At 59.6% G+C, this 15484-nt stretch carries 16 protein-coding genes; 9 read left to right on the forward strand and 7 right to left on the reverse strand.

The window, feature by feature from the left end; all coding sequences use genetic code 11:
• The first annotated feature begins 8 nt into the window (after window positions 1-8).
• Window positions 9-98 carry a hypothetical protein gene (locus tag CFE42_RS21800; protein ID WP_296159608.1) on the forward strand — a complete coding sequence of 30 codons (90 nt, stop codon included), beginning with the start codon at window positions 9-11 and terminating at the stop codon, window positions 96-98.
• 30 nt (window positions 99-128) lie between these two features.
• On the forward strand, window positions 129-383 hold the full coding sequence (locus CFE42_RS21805; protein ID WP_004635277.1) for a nicotinamide mononucleotide transporter: 255 nt from the start codon (window positions 129-131) through the stop codon (window positions 381-383).
• Between the two features lie 27 nt (window positions 384-410).
• On the opposite strand, the gene CFE42_RS21810 is transcribed toward CFE42_RS21805, so the two are convergent.
• From CFE42_RS21810 to CFE42_RS21820, 3 genes are all read right to left on the reverse strand, one after another.
• Window positions 411-824 (reverse strand): CzcE family metal-binding protein, encoded by a 414-nt coding sequence (locus CFE42_RS21810; RefSeq protein WP_004635279.1) that lies wholly within the window; start codon window positions 822-824, stop codon window positions 411-413.
• Window positions 825-997: 173 nt separating this feature from the next.
• Window positions 998-1918, reverse strand: coding sequence for a copper resistance protein B (locus CFE42_RS21815; protein WP_004635281.1), 921 nt, complete (start codon window positions 1916-1918; stop codon window positions 998-1000).
• A gap of 22 nt (window positions 1919-1940) precedes the next feature.
• Window positions 1941-3920 carry a copper resistance system multicopper oxidase gene (locus CFE42_RS21820; protein ID WP_004635283.1) on the reverse strand — a complete coding sequence of 660 codons (1980 nt, stop codon included), beginning with the start codon at window positions 3918-3920 and terminating at the stop codon, window positions 1941-1943.
• A 176-nt stretch (window positions 3921-4096) separates the two neighbouring features.
• Between CFE42_RS21820 and CFE42_RS21825 the strand changes: the two genes are divergently transcribed.
• From CFE42_RS21825 to CFE42_RS21845, 5 genes are all read left to right on the forward strand, one after another.
• Window positions 4097-6385, forward strand: coding sequence for a copper-translocating P-type ATPase (locus tag CFE42_RS21825; RefSeq protein WP_012435844.1), 2289 nt, complete (start codon window positions 4097-4099; stop codon window positions 6383-6385).
• 83 nt (window positions 6386-6468) lie between these two features.
• Window positions 6469-7377, forward strand: coding sequence for a DUF6662 family protein (locus CFE42_RS21830; RefSeq protein ID WP_004635287.1), 909 nt, complete (start codon window positions 6469-6471; stop codon window positions 7375-7377).
• Window positions 7378-7404: 27 nt separating this feature from the next.
• Window positions 7405-7926, forward strand: coding sequence for an FMN-binding protein (locus CFE42_RS21835; protein WP_004635288.1), 522 nt, complete (start codon window positions 7405-7407; stop codon window positions 7924-7926).
• Complete coding sequence (locus CFE42_RS21840; protein WP_012435843.1) at window positions 7923-8771, forward strand: FAD:protein FMN transferase; 849 nt, start codon at window positions 7923-7925, stop codon at window positions 8769-8771. The genes CFE42_RS21835 and CFE42_RS21840 overlap by 4 nt, the downstream gene beginning before the upstream one ends.
• The gene (locus CFE42_RS21845; protein WP_004635293.1) at window positions 8768-9259 is read left to right on the forward strand and encodes a hypothetical protein; all 492 of its coding nucleotides are present in this window, start codon (window positions 8768-8770) and stop codon (window positions 9257-9259) included. Before CFE42_RS21840 ends, CFE42_RS21845 begins: the two co-directional genes overlap by 4 nt.
• Before the next feature lie 130 nt (window positions 9260-9389).
• Here the strand turns inward: CFE42_RS21845 and CFE42_RS21850 are convergent, their stop codons facing one another.
• From CFE42_RS21850 to CFE42_RS21865, 4 genes are all read right to left on the reverse strand, one after another.
• Window positions 9390-9623 carry a hypothetical protein gene (locus CFE42_RS21850; protein WP_004635296.1) on the reverse strand — a complete coding sequence of 78 codons (234 nt, stop codon included), beginning with the start codon at window positions 9621-9623 and terminating at the stop codon, window positions 9390-9392.
• A 131-nt stretch (window positions 9624-9754) separates the two neighbouring features.
• On the reverse strand, window positions 9755-10081 hold the full coding sequence (locus CFE42_RS21855) for a four-helix bundle copper-binding protein (RefSeq protein WP_004635299.1): 327 nt from the start codon (window positions 10079-10081) through the stop codon (window positions 9755-9757).
• Between the two features lie 228 nt (window positions 10082-10309).
• Entirely contained in the window at window positions 10310-11680 is a 1371-nt protein-coding gene (locus CFE42_RS21860) for a heavy metal sensor histidine kinase (RefSeq protein ID WP_004635301.1), read from the reverse strand.
• Window positions 11680-12366: a heavy metal response regulator transcription factor gene (locus tag CFE42_RS21865; RefSeq protein ID WP_004635303.1), complete on the reverse strand. Its 687-nt coding sequence runs from the start codon at window positions 12364-12366 to the stop codon at window positions 11680-11682. The genes CFE42_RS21860 and CFE42_RS21865 overlap by 1 nt, the downstream gene beginning before the upstream one ends.
• A 187-nt stretch (window positions 12367-12553) precedes the next feature.
• Here CFE42_RS21865 and CFE42_RS21870 point away from each other — a divergent pair, with 187 nt between their 5' ends.
• Entirely contained in the window at window positions 12554-14401 is a 1848-nt protein-coding gene (locus CFE42_RS21870) for a copper resistance system multicopper oxidase (protein ID WP_296159542.1), read from the forward strand.
• Between the two features lie 14 nt (window positions 14402-14415).
• Window positions 14416-15483, forward strand: a complete 1068-nt coding sequence (locus tag CFE42_RS21875; protein ID WP_296159545.1) for a copper resistance protein B — start codon at window positions 14416-14418, stop codon at window positions 15481-15483.
• Window position 15484 lies beyond the last annotated feature (1 nt).

Below are 15484 nucleotides of genomic sequence, written 5' to 3' on the forward strand. Positions count from 1 at the left end.
ACGCCTATCTGAAAGACGTCCTCACGCGACTGCCGACCCACAAGGCGGCCGACATCGCCGAACTGCTCCCGCATCGCTGGACGCCCAGCGCCACCTAGCTGGCAAGACGGGTTCACCGGGTGCTTACCGTGAACGCACTGCAACTCTTCGTCATCCTGGCCGGCTTGACCGGTCAGCTCCTTATTGCGAGGAAGGATCCGCGCGGCTATCTCGCTTGGATCGCCGGTAACATCGGACTGGTGTTCGTCTACTTGGAGACCAAGCAATTTGCCTTGATTGCACTGCAATTCATCAATACAGCAATCCAGGTTGCCGCCCTGATCGCTTGGGGACGGGGGAGGCGGCGCAGCGACACCAGCCCCGCACGACCGAGTGAGTCGTAACGGGGCCGAAGTGAACGAACGAAAGTCCTAACTGCCTGTGAGCCACTTGCTGCGCGCAATGATGACGCGCACACCCTTAGCGTCGGGCACATCCGGCAGCAGAACGCCCAAATCGACCGAAGTACTCTGCATTGCTTCGATGAACGTCCATGCTTGCGTCCCAGTCCCCGCCGAAAAAGCGACGGTTTCACCGGATTCGACGTTGATGTATTTCATTCCTGGCTTAACTGTCAAAGTGCGTGCAGCCAGCGACACTGGCGCGGGCGAGCCGAAGAGCAACGCCGTCCTGTTCACATCCGGTTGAGTTGCTGACGGGCTTTGCCGCACATGTTCGATCCAATTGTCCCCGCCGTCGCCACGGAATTTGTCTGAGGCCCATGCCGCCGAACTGCCTGCGAAGAGGACTGCGAGCATGAGCGGAACAAGTCGATTGCGATTCATCGTTTTCTCCTGGAACGTGACTGATGTCAAGCATTCTAGAGAGGCAATCCTCTCGCTTCGATGACCCGCAAATTACGTCTTGGTAAGACGTTCATGCCGACGGCGCGATCGGGAAACCGCGATGCTGAGCTATATAGCAAAGCGCCCAGAGCGCAGCCTGACAGGCTCCTGGTTCAAAACCACCATCGTATTCCAGCCACGATCTGCTTGTTTACGGCGTCTTGCCCCGCCGCTCGCGCAAACTCTGCGCTCCTTCCCAGTTTCCTGCTCCAAACCACGCCAATGTACGGAGCGAAGTCGCGCCGAAGTTCGTATCGCAGTCGCAAGCCGAGGCGAACATCGGCCAGCCCGCGGCCAATCTCGCGCGCCTGGTCGGTCTTCGAGTAGACGTTGGCTTCGATTTCGGGAGTGAGGGCACTTCGCTGCGAGAGGCGGACATCGTAGGTAGCACGCACACGGGCCGCAAGACGCCCGCCATTACTGACGTACAGGGTCGCTTCGACATCGAACCAGTATGGCGCGAGCCCTTGCACTCCAAAGGCAGCCCACGTACGTGTTGGTCCACCACCGAAGTCGCGGCGAACGCCTGCCTGCCAATCCCAAAATGTGGCAAATGCATGACCCCACAACGCTTCAACTTTGGCGTCTGCGGTTTGACCGAACAGTCGCTCGCCCTCGGTCTTCAACCATAGTCGGTCAAGATCCTTACCGAACCAGCCTTGCATGTCCCATGCCCATCCCGTCGCGTCGCGAGTGCGTACCGTCTCGAGCCGATCGAGCAGAAACTGATGATAGACATCGTTGTCGACCATGGTGTCGCCCGGCACGGCGATGCCTCGGCTGGGATTCTGCATTGGCACGCGGGGTTCGTCACTGGGGGTGATCACATTGACGCCTTCCTCTTGGGAAGGTAAGTCGGGCTTTTGTGTTGCAAGTACCTGCGCTTCTTGCCCATGGGCCTGAGACGGTGTGCCGTGTGGCGTCTGCGGCATGCCTGGCGTGGGCGCCTCAGACGTGTGGGCGCCTGCAAGCCGCACGGTGAGCAATAAGGCTGCGGCAACCAAACGCAGCCGTCCCTTCACTCCTGGCAACATGACGCGCTCCTTTGTCCAAGGGTCAGGCCACAACCACCTTGCGGAACATACCGGCTTCCATGTGGTACAGCAGATGACAATGAAATGCCCACTGGCCCGGGGCATCCGCAGTTACGAGGAAACTGATCTGCTTGGATGGTTGAACGTTGATGGTGTGCTTACGGACGAGCGCTTGACGCTCCGTGTTTTCAAGCTCGCTGAACATCCCGTGCAGGTGCATAGGGTGATTCATCATGGTGTCATTAACGAGAGTGATCCGCAGCCGTTCGCCGTAGTACAGACGGATCGGCTCGGCCTCCGAGAACCTTTTGCCATCGAATCCCCAGATGAACCGTCGCATGTTGCCGGTCAGATGCAACACGATCTCGCGGCCCGGAGGCCGATCGTCATAGGGCTGGCCCAGCGTTCGCAAGTCTGCGTAGGTCAAAACCCTCCGGCCATTTTGGCGCAATCTCGGCCCAGGGTCTGCGAGCGACTTGGAAGGGTTCATCGACCGCATGTCGACTTCGGGGCCGCCGTGCATACCCAGCATCGTCATTGGGTGGGAATGCTCGGGCTTACCATCGTGGGACATCGACATGGAGGGTTTCATGCCGGCCATGCCTTCATCGCCGGACTGCAGTCGCATGCCTGGCATGGCGTCGGCCGCGGTTTCGCCCCCCGCCTGCATAGAGTGGCCGAGGGGGGAATGGATGCCGTTGTCCTGAGTTTCCATCGTTTCATTGGGTGGCCCGCTGGTCATAGACATTCCGTTCATGTTCATGTCCATGCCCATGTCAGCCATGGTCAGCCAGGTTTTGGGGTCCATAATAGGAATCGCGGCCCGCATGCCGTGCTTCGGCGCGAGGGTGGCACGTGCATATCCGCTGCGGTCCATCGCCTGTGCAAATATGGTGTATGCCTCATTCCGGGGCATCTGCACCAACACATCGTAGGTCTCCGCTACACCAATCCGAAACTCGTCGACGTTCACGGGTTCGACATCTTGTCCGTCCGCCGCACAAACTCGCATGGTCAGGCCCGGGATGCGAACATCAAACGTTGTGGTGGCCGATCCATTGATGAAGCGCAAACGTACGTATTCGCCTGCCTCCGCGATAGCTGTCCAGTTAGTGAAGGGTGTGGCGCCATTGACCAAGTAGCAGTAGGTTGCAGCAGAGACATCGGCGAGGTCCGTGGGATTCATGCGCATCTGGTTCCACATACGCCGTCGAGCCAGTGCTTTTGAGAGGCCCGCCGCCCTGACGTCGGCCACAAAATCAGTGACCGTCGGTAATTGGAAATTGTAAAAATCACTCGACTGCTTCAAGTGAAGGAAGACGTTTTCAGGATCTTCGTCAGTCCAATCACTCAGCATAACGACGTAGTCCCTGTCGCTAGGTATGGGGGCCGGCCTTTGTGGCTCGATCACCAATGGGCCATAGAGGCCGAGTTGCTCCTGAAAGCGGGTGTGGCTGTGGTACCAGTATGTACCGGCCTGTCGGACCTTGAATTTGTAGACGAAGGTCTGGTGAGCAGGAATGCCGGGAAAGGACACGCCAGGCACGCCATCCATGGCAAACGGAACGAGGATGCCATGCCAGTGGATCGAAGTTTGCGTGGCCAGTGTGTTGGTGACCCGCAGCGTTACCTCGGAACCTTGTTTCCAACGCAGGATGGGCGCAGGAATTGATCCGTTTACCGTAAGCGCGTACCGTAAATGCCCCGTGAAATTGACGGGTGTGCGCCCAATTGTCAGAGCGAATTCGGTTCCGGACAGGTCAGTTGAACGATCCTGGCTTTGCAGCCCCGAAGCAGGCGTGCCGATACCGGCCCCCGTTGCCGCCAAGCCCGCCCCAGCCATTTGGCGTAGAAATTTGCGCCGCAGCGCCAAGTCGATTGAAGTGTTGTCGCCCACGATCCTTGCTCCCGTTGGAAGGTTGTGCCCCTGCGTCACGAACGCGAGGAGGACCTCCATAGCAATCCCCGGGGAGTCGTTCAGCATGAGACAGTCGTTCAGCATGAGACGTGCCCGGAATTCGCATGGACCTGCACCGCAGACCAAGCTCGTGGCCACAGAAGCACGTCCCTTGTGAATCCATTGATACCGTCATTGCGGACCGTTGTCCTCGGGGTGGTTGATCGCTATGCTGACCACGACACTGCCACGTGCCAGTTTTTTCCAACAGGATGCCGAGCATGAGCCGCCAGCACAGCCACAGAGAAGCCGCCTCCCCGCGACAAAGCGCCGATACGGCGCACGACCACAATGAGCCCACGCAACCCCACGCACACCACTGCAATGTGCATGGTCACCATGCTCACTCGGCAGGCGCGCCGCGGGCTGTCCCGGGCGACGAGGCAAGTGTTTCACCACCGGCATCCGCGTCCACGATTTACACCTGTCCAATGCATCCTGAGATCCGCCAGGATCATCCCGGCACGTGTCCTAAATGCGGCATGACGCTGGAGCCGATCATGCCGGCGGGGGAGGAGGAAGAGAATGCGGAGCTCATGGATTTCCGGCGACGCTTCTGGATAAGCTTGCCATTGACCGCGATGGTCTTTGTGCTGGCCATGGCTGGATATCGTCTCATTCCCCTAAATCCAGCATGGAAGAACTGGCTCGAGTTGGTGCTTGCCACGCCGGCCGTGCTTTGGGCTGGCTTGCCATTCTTCGAGCGCTGTGTGCAATCCTTCTTGCACCGCAGCCCGAACATGTGGACGCTTATCGGGCTGGGGACGAGCGCGGCCTATCTCTATAGCGTAGTCGCGACAGTCGCACCGGACGTATTCCCCTCGACCTTCGCGGCGAGCGGCCGGGTGGAAGTGTATTTTGAAGCGGCAGCCGTAATCATTTCGCTGACCCTGCTGGGGCAAATGCTCGAGCTGAAGGCCCGCTCACAGACATCGGCCGCCATCAAGTCCCTACTGGGCCTTGCCCCCAAAACAGCCAGGCGCATCGACGCGGACGGCAGTGAAGAAGATGTTCCGATTGCCCATGTCCATGTGGGCGATTTGCTGCGTGTGCGGCCCGGTGAAAAGGTGCCCGTGGATGGTGTCGTGGTCGAGGGCGCGAGCGCGCTCGACGAGTCGATGATCACCGGTGAGCCGATTCCAGTCTCCAAACGCGCGGGTGACCACGTCATCGGTGCAACCCTGAACACCTCGGGTGCGCTTGTGGTCCGGTCCGAGAAAGTGGGCGCGCAGACCGTTTTGTCGCAGATCGTGCAAATGGTCGCGCAAGCGCAGCGCTCCAAGGCGCCGATGCAGCGAATGGCGGACAAGGTGGCAGGCGTCTTCGTCATCGGCGTGGTCGCCATCGCTGTCATGACGCTCGTCGCCTGGGGGATCTGGGGCCCCCAGCCAAGCTGGGCCCACGGCTTGATCAACGCGGTTGCTGTGCTGATCATCGCGTGCCCGTGCGCGCTCGGGCTGGCCACACCCATGTCCATCATGGTGGCCAGCGGCAAAGGGGCCGAACACGGCATTCTTTTTCGGGATGCCGCAGCAATCGAGAACCTGCGCAAGGTCGACACGCTTATTGTGGACAAGACAGGCACGTTGACCGAAGGGCGCCCCTCATTCGATCGGGCCATTGGCCTCAATGGATTTTCCGACATGGACGTCTTGCGCTTGGCGGCCAGTCTGGACCAAGGTAGTGAGCACCCCTTGGCCGCTGCGATCGTGGCGCAAGCGCGCGAACAGGGGCTCGCGCTCGAGCGGCCGGAAGATTTTGAATCCGCGTCAGGGATCGGCGTGAGAGGACACGTCGCTGGGCGAAGCCTGGCGCTCGGCAACACCTCGCTGATGCAGGCGCACGCGGTTGCTGTCGATGCCGCCTCCACCGAGGCAGACGCCATGCGAGCCCGAGGCGCCAGTGTGATGTACCTGGCGGTCGATGGGGTCCTTGCTGGCCTGCTGTCGGTTTCCGATCGCGTGAAGACGACAACACCGCAGGCCCTGACCCAACTCAGAGCCGATGGGCTTCGGATCGTGATGGCTACCGGCGACGGAAACGTGACCGCCCAATCCGTCGCAAAACAACTTGGCATTGTTGAGTTTCGCGGCGAGGTCAAGCCTGCGGATAAGCTGGCGTTGGTCGCCACACTTCAAGAACGAGGCTTGGTTGTAGCGATGGCAGGCGACGGCATCAATGATGCACCGGCGCTCGCCAAAGCCGACGTGGGTATTGCGATGGGTACCGGTACCGATGTCGCGATGAACAGCGCCCAGGTTACCCTCGTGAAAGGCGACCTGCGGGGCATTGCCCGTGCCCGCGCCTTATCCGAGGCAACGATTGCCAACATGAAGCAAAACCTCGGCTTCGCCTTCCTTTACAACGCACTGGGTGTGCCATTGGCTGCCGGCGTGCTCTATCCTTTTACCGGACTTCTGTTATCACCCATGATTGCCGCATTGGCGATGAGCTTGAGTTCGGCATCGGTGGTCGCCAATGCGCTGCGACTCCGTGCGACCCGACTCTGATCCCAGCATTCGCCGCTTCACGAGGCTATTGCGAACAATTCTCATTCTCCCTTACAATCTCCTTATTTCGGAAGGGGAGTCAAATGCAAGGTGCTACAAAAAGCACGCATTGGGGGAAGGTTTGGCTTGCTGGGGCGCTTGCCTGGCTGTGTTCCACAACTGCGCTTGCCGGCGAATCGCCGTTCGGGTGGATTTACACGGCCGACGTTATGCCCAAAGGCCGCTTCGAATTCGAGCACCAGTCTTTCCTGCAGCGGGGCCAGTCCCAAGGATCCTATAGCGGATTGCTCAACCGCGAAGAAGTCGAGTACGGCGTGACGGACAAATTCCAATTGGCCGGCTATTTCAACTGGAGCTACGTGAACGCCAATCGGAATGGTCTTGATGGCACCACGCGTGGGCCGCTGACAGATCTCGGTCCCAATGACGATCCGACTGGGCGTTACCGCAAGACTCGCTTCGAGACTGTTTCACTCGAAGCGATCTACCAACTCATGAACCCAGTGACTGATCCGATCGGCTTGGCACTGTACATCGAGCCAGAACTGGGGCCCCGTGAGCGCGATCTCGAATGGCGCATCATCTTGCAGAAGAACTGGTTGGATGATCGGCTCATTTTTGCCGCCAATATTCTCGGTGCCCATGAGCGCGACAAAACCGCCATGGGTGATATTGAGCGTGCTTCCATGCTTGATCTGACCGCCGGCGTGTCCTATCGCTTGACCGACAACCTGAGCCTGGGCATGGAGGCGCGCAACCATCGTGAATTCCAGGGGTATCGCTATAACCGTCGTGATCACTCCGCGTGGTTTCTTGGCCCCAATTTGCACTACGCCACCAAACACTGGTGGGTAACGGCCGCGTGGCGCCACCAATTGCCCGTAGTCAAAACCTACAACGAGGACCAGGCGGACGTAGTGGCAGGCAACCGTATCTTCGGTGACGAGCATGCGCGCAACGAGTTCATGGTCAAGGTGGGGTTCCCATTTTGAAGCGCGTCCATTGATACGGAGACAGACATGAAGTGGACTCCCATGGCGGCAGTGCCGCTTGCGGTGCTGGTCGTGCCCGTCCAAGCGACGGAATACCTGACAGTTCAACAGGCTCAGGCGCAGATGTTTCCTGGCGCGAGTTTTCAGGCCGTGCCTCTCCAGATTACGGACCAGATTCGCGAAACATTGAACGAGCGCTCCGGGGTACACGAGCCATTCAATGACAAGGGGGTCTGGAAAGTGTCGACTGGCGGCTGGTTCATCGTGGATCGCGTGGTGGGCAAGCATGAAAAAATCACGTATGCCGTGGCGCTCGACGCCAAGGGAGCCGTGCGCGCCGTCGATATCCTGACGTACCAGGAAACGTATGGCTATGAGGTGCGCAATGCCGACTGGCGTGCCCAGTTTGTTGGTAAGACCGCGCAGGATGCTGTGCAGCTTGGTAAAGACATCCGTAACATCAGTGGCGCGACGCTCTCATGCAAACACATCACCCAGGGAGTCAAGCGGGTGCTGGCTGTGTATGACCTCTTACTAGCCAAGATGTGATTCGTCGCTCCAAACCGCTATTGGGGACTTTCGTTGAAGTTCGCATTGACGATGTGTATCCCCAGGACTGCGCTCACTTGGCAGAAACCGCCATCGCAGCGGCGTTCTCCGTAATCGAGCAAGCCGAGGCGTTGATGAGCTTCCAGCGCTCGGATAGCGACTTGTCACGTCTGCATGCGGCGTCGGTAGGCGAAGCGGTCCGCGTTCACCCTTGGACCATGCGTGTGCTGCGCGAGGCCCAGCGCATGCACGAGCGTACCGGCGGCGTGTTCGACCCCACCGTGGCCCGCATGTTGGTGGCACACAAAATTTTGCCCCGCCCAGCGGGGCCGACGGCGGAAGTCGACGTGCGGTTTGCGGATGTAGTGATGCTCGATGAAAATCGCATTAGTAAGCGGCGCGCACTATGGTTGGATCTCGGTGGCATCGCCAAAGGCTTTGCCGTGGACATGGCTATCCTAAGTCTGCGGCGCCACAACGTTCGCAGTGGCGCCGTTTCGGCCGGAGGGGACCTGCGCGTCTTTGGCAAGCATGCACAGCCCATCCACGTACGCAGTGCCAACGCGCCCGGTCGGCTAGAACTACTCGGTCGGCTCACCAACGGGGCCGTGGCCACCAGCGGTCACTATTTCGCAGAAAGCTTCGGACTGCCCCCTGGTACAGCATCCATCCGGTCGCAACAAGCGCCGATGGAAGCGCCTTGCGCAGAGCGAACGGTCACCGTCATTGCCCCCCGCTGTATCTGGGCGGACGCACTGACCAAGGTCGCCATGCTTGCCGGTACGACGGCGCCCGCCACGGTCCGCGCGCTATCAAGCTATCACGCACACGTTGTTGCATCATGACGCAATCCTCGCATCGACATCCCCTGAAAGGGACAGGCATTCGTCTGCATCCGTATCACTATTGGGTTGCTCTCGCCGTATTGCTAGCGGTAGCGGTGTCTGGGCTGATATGGACGGTTTTGCACGATTTGCTTCAATGGGAGGACGCACCGATCGTCCGCCAGATTCTGCAGTTGCATGGCGCCTTTGCGTTCTGCAGCCTGATTCTCTTGGGTTCCATGCTGCCGCAACACATTCGCTTCGCGTGGGTTGCGCGCCGAAACCTCGTGACCGGTACGTTGACGGGAATCGTGTTCTTGTTGCTGACCATCACCGCTTATGGGCTGTATTACGGGCCCGAAGATTGGAGTGGTCTTACGAAGACTGTGCACCTTGTTCTGGGCATTGCTGCTGTTGCGGCCGTGCCCCTCCACATGTTCATTGGACGGAAGCGACACAACGGCTACCGTGCCCCCGCGAGCAAGAATGTACGGCACGAAAAAACCTGAAGCGAATCGACGAGGCAATCGTACAAGCCTGCGCAGCAAACCGCTCGGCGCGCGGGAAAGAGCCCCGGGGGAGTAACCCCCCGGGGAGGGGGAAGCCCGGAAAGGGGGGGGGCCGGGATTGAGCTTTGGTTTATTGGTGGCCACCATCCGTGTAAGGGTCACGGGTGCCCATCGAATGCGCGCCATCGGTGTAGATGTCACGCGCTGCGCGCCCACCATCGGTGTAGGGATCGCGCTTGCCCATCGCGTTAGCGCCATCGGTATATGGGTCGCGCGCGCCAGTAGCGGTCGCCGCGTTGGCGACGTTGACACCGAGGGCCAGCAACGCTGCCCCCACCAATGCGGATTTTTTCAGGATGTTCATCGCGTTTTCCTTCTTCAAGTTGAAACAAGACACTGCTATGCCAATGCAGTGTAGAAGGCTGGGGCTGACAGAAACGTGACCCTCGTATTACAAGTGCGACAGATCAGCGAGATTGATCCGGTATGCCACCTTCAATGCACGGCACGACAGGCGTCGGCGCATGTCTCGCAGGCACGCGCGCACTGCTGACAGTGCTCGTGGGAGTGCTTGGCACACTCGGCGGCGCAGGCTTGACAGATTTTCGCGCACAGCTCGCATATTGCAGTGGCTTGGGCGCTGCCTCGCGCCATCACGCCCACGGCGGCTTCGCAGATCTCAGCGCAATCGAGATCCAGCCGAATACAGGTGCTCAATGTCAGAACGTCCTTCTCGGTCAAGCAGGCGGTGGCGCAGTGCAGGCACGCCACGCGACACGCGGCGCATTCGTCGATGCAGGCTTGGAAGTGTTGGTGAGGCATTTGGGTTCTCCTTGATTGCCGACGTGCCGGAATGGCACGCTGCATGTACAGCAAGGAAAAAGCCTGGGCCTGGCCCCTGACGGGGAAGCGTTATCGCCATGTTGTGATGCACGCACAACCTTTCAAAGGCGTCATGCTCACGCAAGACTTCGGGCAGCTTGCACGACACATTGGCCGCCATAGGGGCCGACCTGACGGATGATGTCAGCGAGCGTGCCCCCCCAAAGTTCAGCAGCGGATCGGCAGCCGGACGGTGAATCGAGTGCGATCGTGCACGCGTGTGGCAGAAATGGTTCCCCCATGGGCGAGAACGATTGCTTTGGTGATGGCCAGGCCGAGCCCCGCTCCGTCCGATTCGGGGCGTGCGCGTGACTTGTCTGCGCGGAAGAAGCGTTCGAAGAGGAAGGGCAATACGTCAGGAGCAATCGCTTCGCCGTCGTTGTCAATCGTCACCGCGAGATCTTCCTCGATTGGCGTGATGGAAACAGTCACGCAACCGTGCCTGGGCGTGTGCCGTATTGCATTCGACAACAGATTGCTAAAGGCCCGTCTAAGCATGAGTCGATCACCACGCACCTGCGCTTGTCCTTGCAATTGCAGCCGCACGGCTTTGTCCTCCGCAAACGCGTCGTAAAACTCAAAGAGGGCACGCACCTCGTCGGCTAGCTCGATTACCTCGATACTCGGCAGCGTCAGGTTGTGCTCCATCTTGGCCAAATAGAGCATGTCCGACACCATCCGAGCCAGACGCTGCAGCTCTTCCACATTTGAAGCCAGGACATCCCGATATTTCGCGGGTTCGCGAGTTTGCGAGAGTGCCACTTCAGTTTGCGTCAGCAGGTTGGTAATCGGTGTGCGTAGCTCGTGTGCGATATCGGTCGAGAAATCTGTGAGTCGCTGGAAATCGCCCTGCAGGCGCGCGAGCATGCCGTTCAACGTTACGCCGAGATCGGCGACTTCAACCGGCACCATATCGACCGGCATCCGTTCGCTCAACCGATCCGCGGTAACAGACTTCACTCGTGAAGCCATTGCGCGCAGTGGCAACAGCCCGCGCCGGGCTGCCCACCATCCGAATAGGCCGCTCGCCAAGGCGGCCAATGCGATATAGAGCGTCAACGTTTTCCGAAACGAGCGTAGGAAATGCGCATGGATCTCCGTGTTGATGCCCGCCAACACATCAAGCGCATCGCCGTCGCGCAGTGGCACTTGCATATGCACCCCTCGGTATTGCTCGTCGCCCTGCTGCCAAACGAGGGCCCCGGAATGCCGGCCTGCCTTGCGCAGCACGCCCAACACCTCCGCGAAGTCAAAGTTGGGGGTAGCAAACAGGGCCTGACCCTGTGGCGCCTGTACCCGCACAACCAGGTCCGTGCGGTGCTGCAACACGTCGTTGAGCCGAGTAGAGACCTCGGTCGCAGAGCTACTCTCAACCACGCGGCGAATGACGTTCACGTTCTCGCCCAGCGCCGTAAAGTCTTCCACGGCAAAGTGTTCCTCCATCGCCAGGGCAATCAGAATGCCAAGGCCTAACAACACGGCCGCTGACGACAAGGAGAAATACGCGGTCAGCCGCGCTGTCAATGAAAGGCGCTGCATCACTCCCCGTCCTCCGGACCTTCGAGGACATAGCCCATGCCACGGACGGTATGGATCAATTTGGGTTCGAAGTTATCGTCGATTTTGGCGCGCAGGCGTCGAATGGCGACGTCGATTACATTGGTGTCGCTGTCGAAGTTCATGTCCCAGACTTGGGACGCGATCAGGGATCGGGGCAGCACCTCGCCATGACGGCGGGCTAGCAGTTCGAGCAGCGAGAACTCCTTGCTGGTCAACGCGATTAGCTGACCGCCACGTGAAGCGCGGCGGCGGGTCAGATCCAGCACCAGATCGGCCACCTGGATGCGTTCTGCAAGCGACGGCGCACTGCCTCGTCGAAGCAAGGTCCGCACGCGCGCGAGCAATTCCGCGAATGCAAAAGGTTTCACCAAGTAGTCGTCCGCGCCCAACTCCAAGCCCTTGACCCGATCGGCGACGCTATCGCGCGCGGTTAGAAACAGCACCGGCACGGACAGTTCAGCGGAGCGCAGCGCGTGCAGGATCTGCCACCCCTCAAGATCGGGCAACATCACGTCAAGGATCACGAGGTCATAGTCGCCTGTCATTGCAAGGTGACGGCCGTCCATCCCGTTACGGGCGAGGTCAACAACAAAGCCGGCTTCCGACAGCCCCTGCTGCAAATATTCGCCGGTCTTGGATTCATCTTCGACAACAAGGAGCTTCATGTCTGTCTCTTTATTACTTATGGCGCACGAAAAGTGCGATCGGTACCTTGTAGCGTACATGGGGCAGCCTGGTTGCTGACCAACCTGACCAATATGTAATGTTTCAGTCAGGTTAAGGTAACCTTGGAGTGATTAGTCTGCTCCTGCCGTACAAATCTCATCAGGGACTTACGCAAGGGATTAAGAGATGCGCAGCAATCGTGCAATGGGCGTGGTACTTCCGAACCTTCCTCGGAGGCGATTTGTGCAAGGCTTGGCCGCTGGAGGGGTGATCGCCGGCCTGGGCTTGGGCGGGATACCCGCCCGGGCGTCGCAGGCCCCGGGCACTGCTTTTGGCTCCGCGCCAGTGCTGCGAGGCACGGAATTCGATCTGGTGATCGCCGAGACCCCGGTGAACTTTACCGGCAAGCCTGGCATGGCCACGACCATCAATGGCATGCTGCCCGGCCCGACATTGCGTTGGCGGGAAGGTGACACGGTCACGATCCGGGTCACGAACCGTCTGCCGGAGCCCACCTCAATTCACTGGCACGGCATCATCCTGCCGTTCCAGATGGACGGCGTGCCCGGGATCAGCTTTTCCGGCATCGCCCCGGGTGAGACATTTGCGTACCGCTTCAAGGTCCAGCAGAGCGGCAGTTACTGGTACCACTCGCATTCTGGCTTCCAGGAAATGACGGGGCTGTATGGCGGCATCGTCATCGATCCCGCAGGCGAGGACCGCGTGCGGGCTGATCGCGACTACACCGTCCTGCTTTCTGACTGGACGGACGAGGACCCGATGCGCGTCCTCACCAAACTCAAGATTCAAGGCGACTACTACAACTACACCCAGCCGACTGTGGTCGACTTCTTTCGCGACGTTTCGCGTGAAGGATGGACATCTGCCATGGACAAGCGGCGGATGTGGAACCAGATGCGGATGAACCCGACGGATCTGGCTGATCTCTCCAGCGCAACATTGACCTACCTGATGAATGGCGTAACGCCTGCGGGCAACTGGACGGGGCTGTTCTCCCGAGGCCAGACTGTACGGCTGCGTTTCGTCAACGGGGCTGGCAACACTTTCTATGACGTCCGTATTCCCGGCGTGAAGATGAAGGTGGTTCAAGTTGACGGACAGGACATTGAGCCGGTATCGGTCGATGAGTTCCGCTTTGGCCCAGGCGAAACGTGCGATGTGGTGGTTACCCCTACGGACGACGCCCACACGATCTTCGCTCAAACGATGGACCGTACAGGCTACGCTCTTGGAACCTTGGCTGTGCGCCAAGGTTTGCAAGCTACCGTGCCATCGGTAGACAAGGCCGAGTGGCTGACAATGGCTGACATGATGGGCGACATGGGTGGGATGTCCGGGATGTCCGGGATGTCCGGGATGTCCGGGATGTCCGGGATGTCCGGGATGTCCGGGATGTCCGGGATGTCCGGGATGTCCGGGATGTCCGGGATGGACCACGGTCAGCATGGGGCGATGCACGACAGCGCTGCGAGTTCCCTAAAGGTTCCGAGCAAGAAGGCGCGCCACGCGCGCACAGAGTATGGTCCAAGCACCGACATGCATGTCGATATGGCGCGGACTAACCTCGACGATCCCGGTATCGGCCTGCGTAACAATGGGCGACGCGTGTTAGTCCTACAGGACATGCATACCATCGGCGGCCCGATGGATTCGCGCGGCCCGCAGCGTGAAGTCGAACTGCATCTGACCGGCAATATGGAGCGGTACGCATGGTCGTTCGATGGTGTTGAGTTTGGCAAATCTACCCCTGTTCACTTCCGCTACGGGGAGCGTCTTCGTGTCATTCTTCATAACGACACGATGATGACGCATCCGATGCATATGCACGGGATGTGGAGCGAACTCGAAGCACCGGACGGAACCTTCTTGGCGCGCAGGCATACGATTCCGGTGCAACCAGCGCAGCGTATTAGCTTCCTTGTCACGGCTGACGCCTTGGGACGATGGGCTTGGCACTGCCATCTCATGCTGCATATGGACGCGGGCATGTTCCGCGAAGTGATCGTCGCCTAAGTCCACAAAAGATCATGCAAAAGCACGCTAAAGCAGCATTGACAATTGCCTTGACCGTCGTCGGCACCAGCGCCGCGTTGGCACAGGAATCCACGACTTCCTACGACACCATGGCGCCAAGCTCGAGCGCTGGAACGCAGCCAAAGGACCACAGCTCGATGCAGGGTATGGACCACGGCTCGATGCAGGGTATGGACCACGGCTCGATGCAGGGTATGGACCACGGCTCGATGCAGGGCATGGACCACGGCTCGATGCAGGGCATGGACCACGGCTCGATGCAGGGCATGGACCACTGCTCGATGCAGGGCATGGATCACGGCTCGATGCAAATGCAAGGCGGCTCTCCGCCACCTGATGCACGGGATCCGAATGCATACTCGGGTGGATATCAACTGGGGGTTGGAAAGTACGCGCTGGGCAATACCCGCCAGCTCATGATGGCCGATGAACACAATTTTGGATCGTTCTTGATTGATCGCCTGGAGTGGGTGCGCGGGACTAACTCCAACGCCGCGTCTTACGAGGCCCAAGCGTGGTACGGAAGCACTTACAACAAGGTTGTGCTGAAGGCGGAAGGCGATGTGAAAAAAGGTCGACTCGAGAAGGCGCGCACCGAGTTGCTGTGGGGGCACGCGATCACGACGTTCTGGGACACCCAGCTTGGGATCCGAAACGACGTCGGCTCGGGGCGTCCAGCGCGGAACTGGGCGGCTTTTGGCGTGCAAGGTCTGGCGCCATACTGGTTCAACATCCAGGCCACGGCATACGTTGGTAACAGTGGTCGTACTGCGCTGCGGCTGTCCACGGAGTATGAATTGCTGCTGACCCAGCGCCTCATCCTACAACCGCGCGTGGAGGCGAACCTCTATGGGAAAAATGATCCGGTTCTGGAGATCGGCAGTGGCCTGTCTAGCGCTAGCGTCGGACTGCGTTTGCGTTACGAATTCAGCCGGCAATTCGCGCCTTACATCGGCGTTGAGCGGTACCAGACGTTTGGCAACACGGCCAATATGATCAGGGCTGATGGAGGCCGCAGTGGCGAGACTCGGTTTGTCGCAGGCCTGCGAGTTTGGTACTAGT

This window comes from Ralstonia sp. PBBBR1 (genome assembly GCF_002256165.1).
Classification (GTDB): domain Bacteria; phylum Pseudomonadota; class Gammaproteobacteria; order Burkholderiales; family Burkholderiaceae; genus Ralstonia; species Ralstonia thomasii.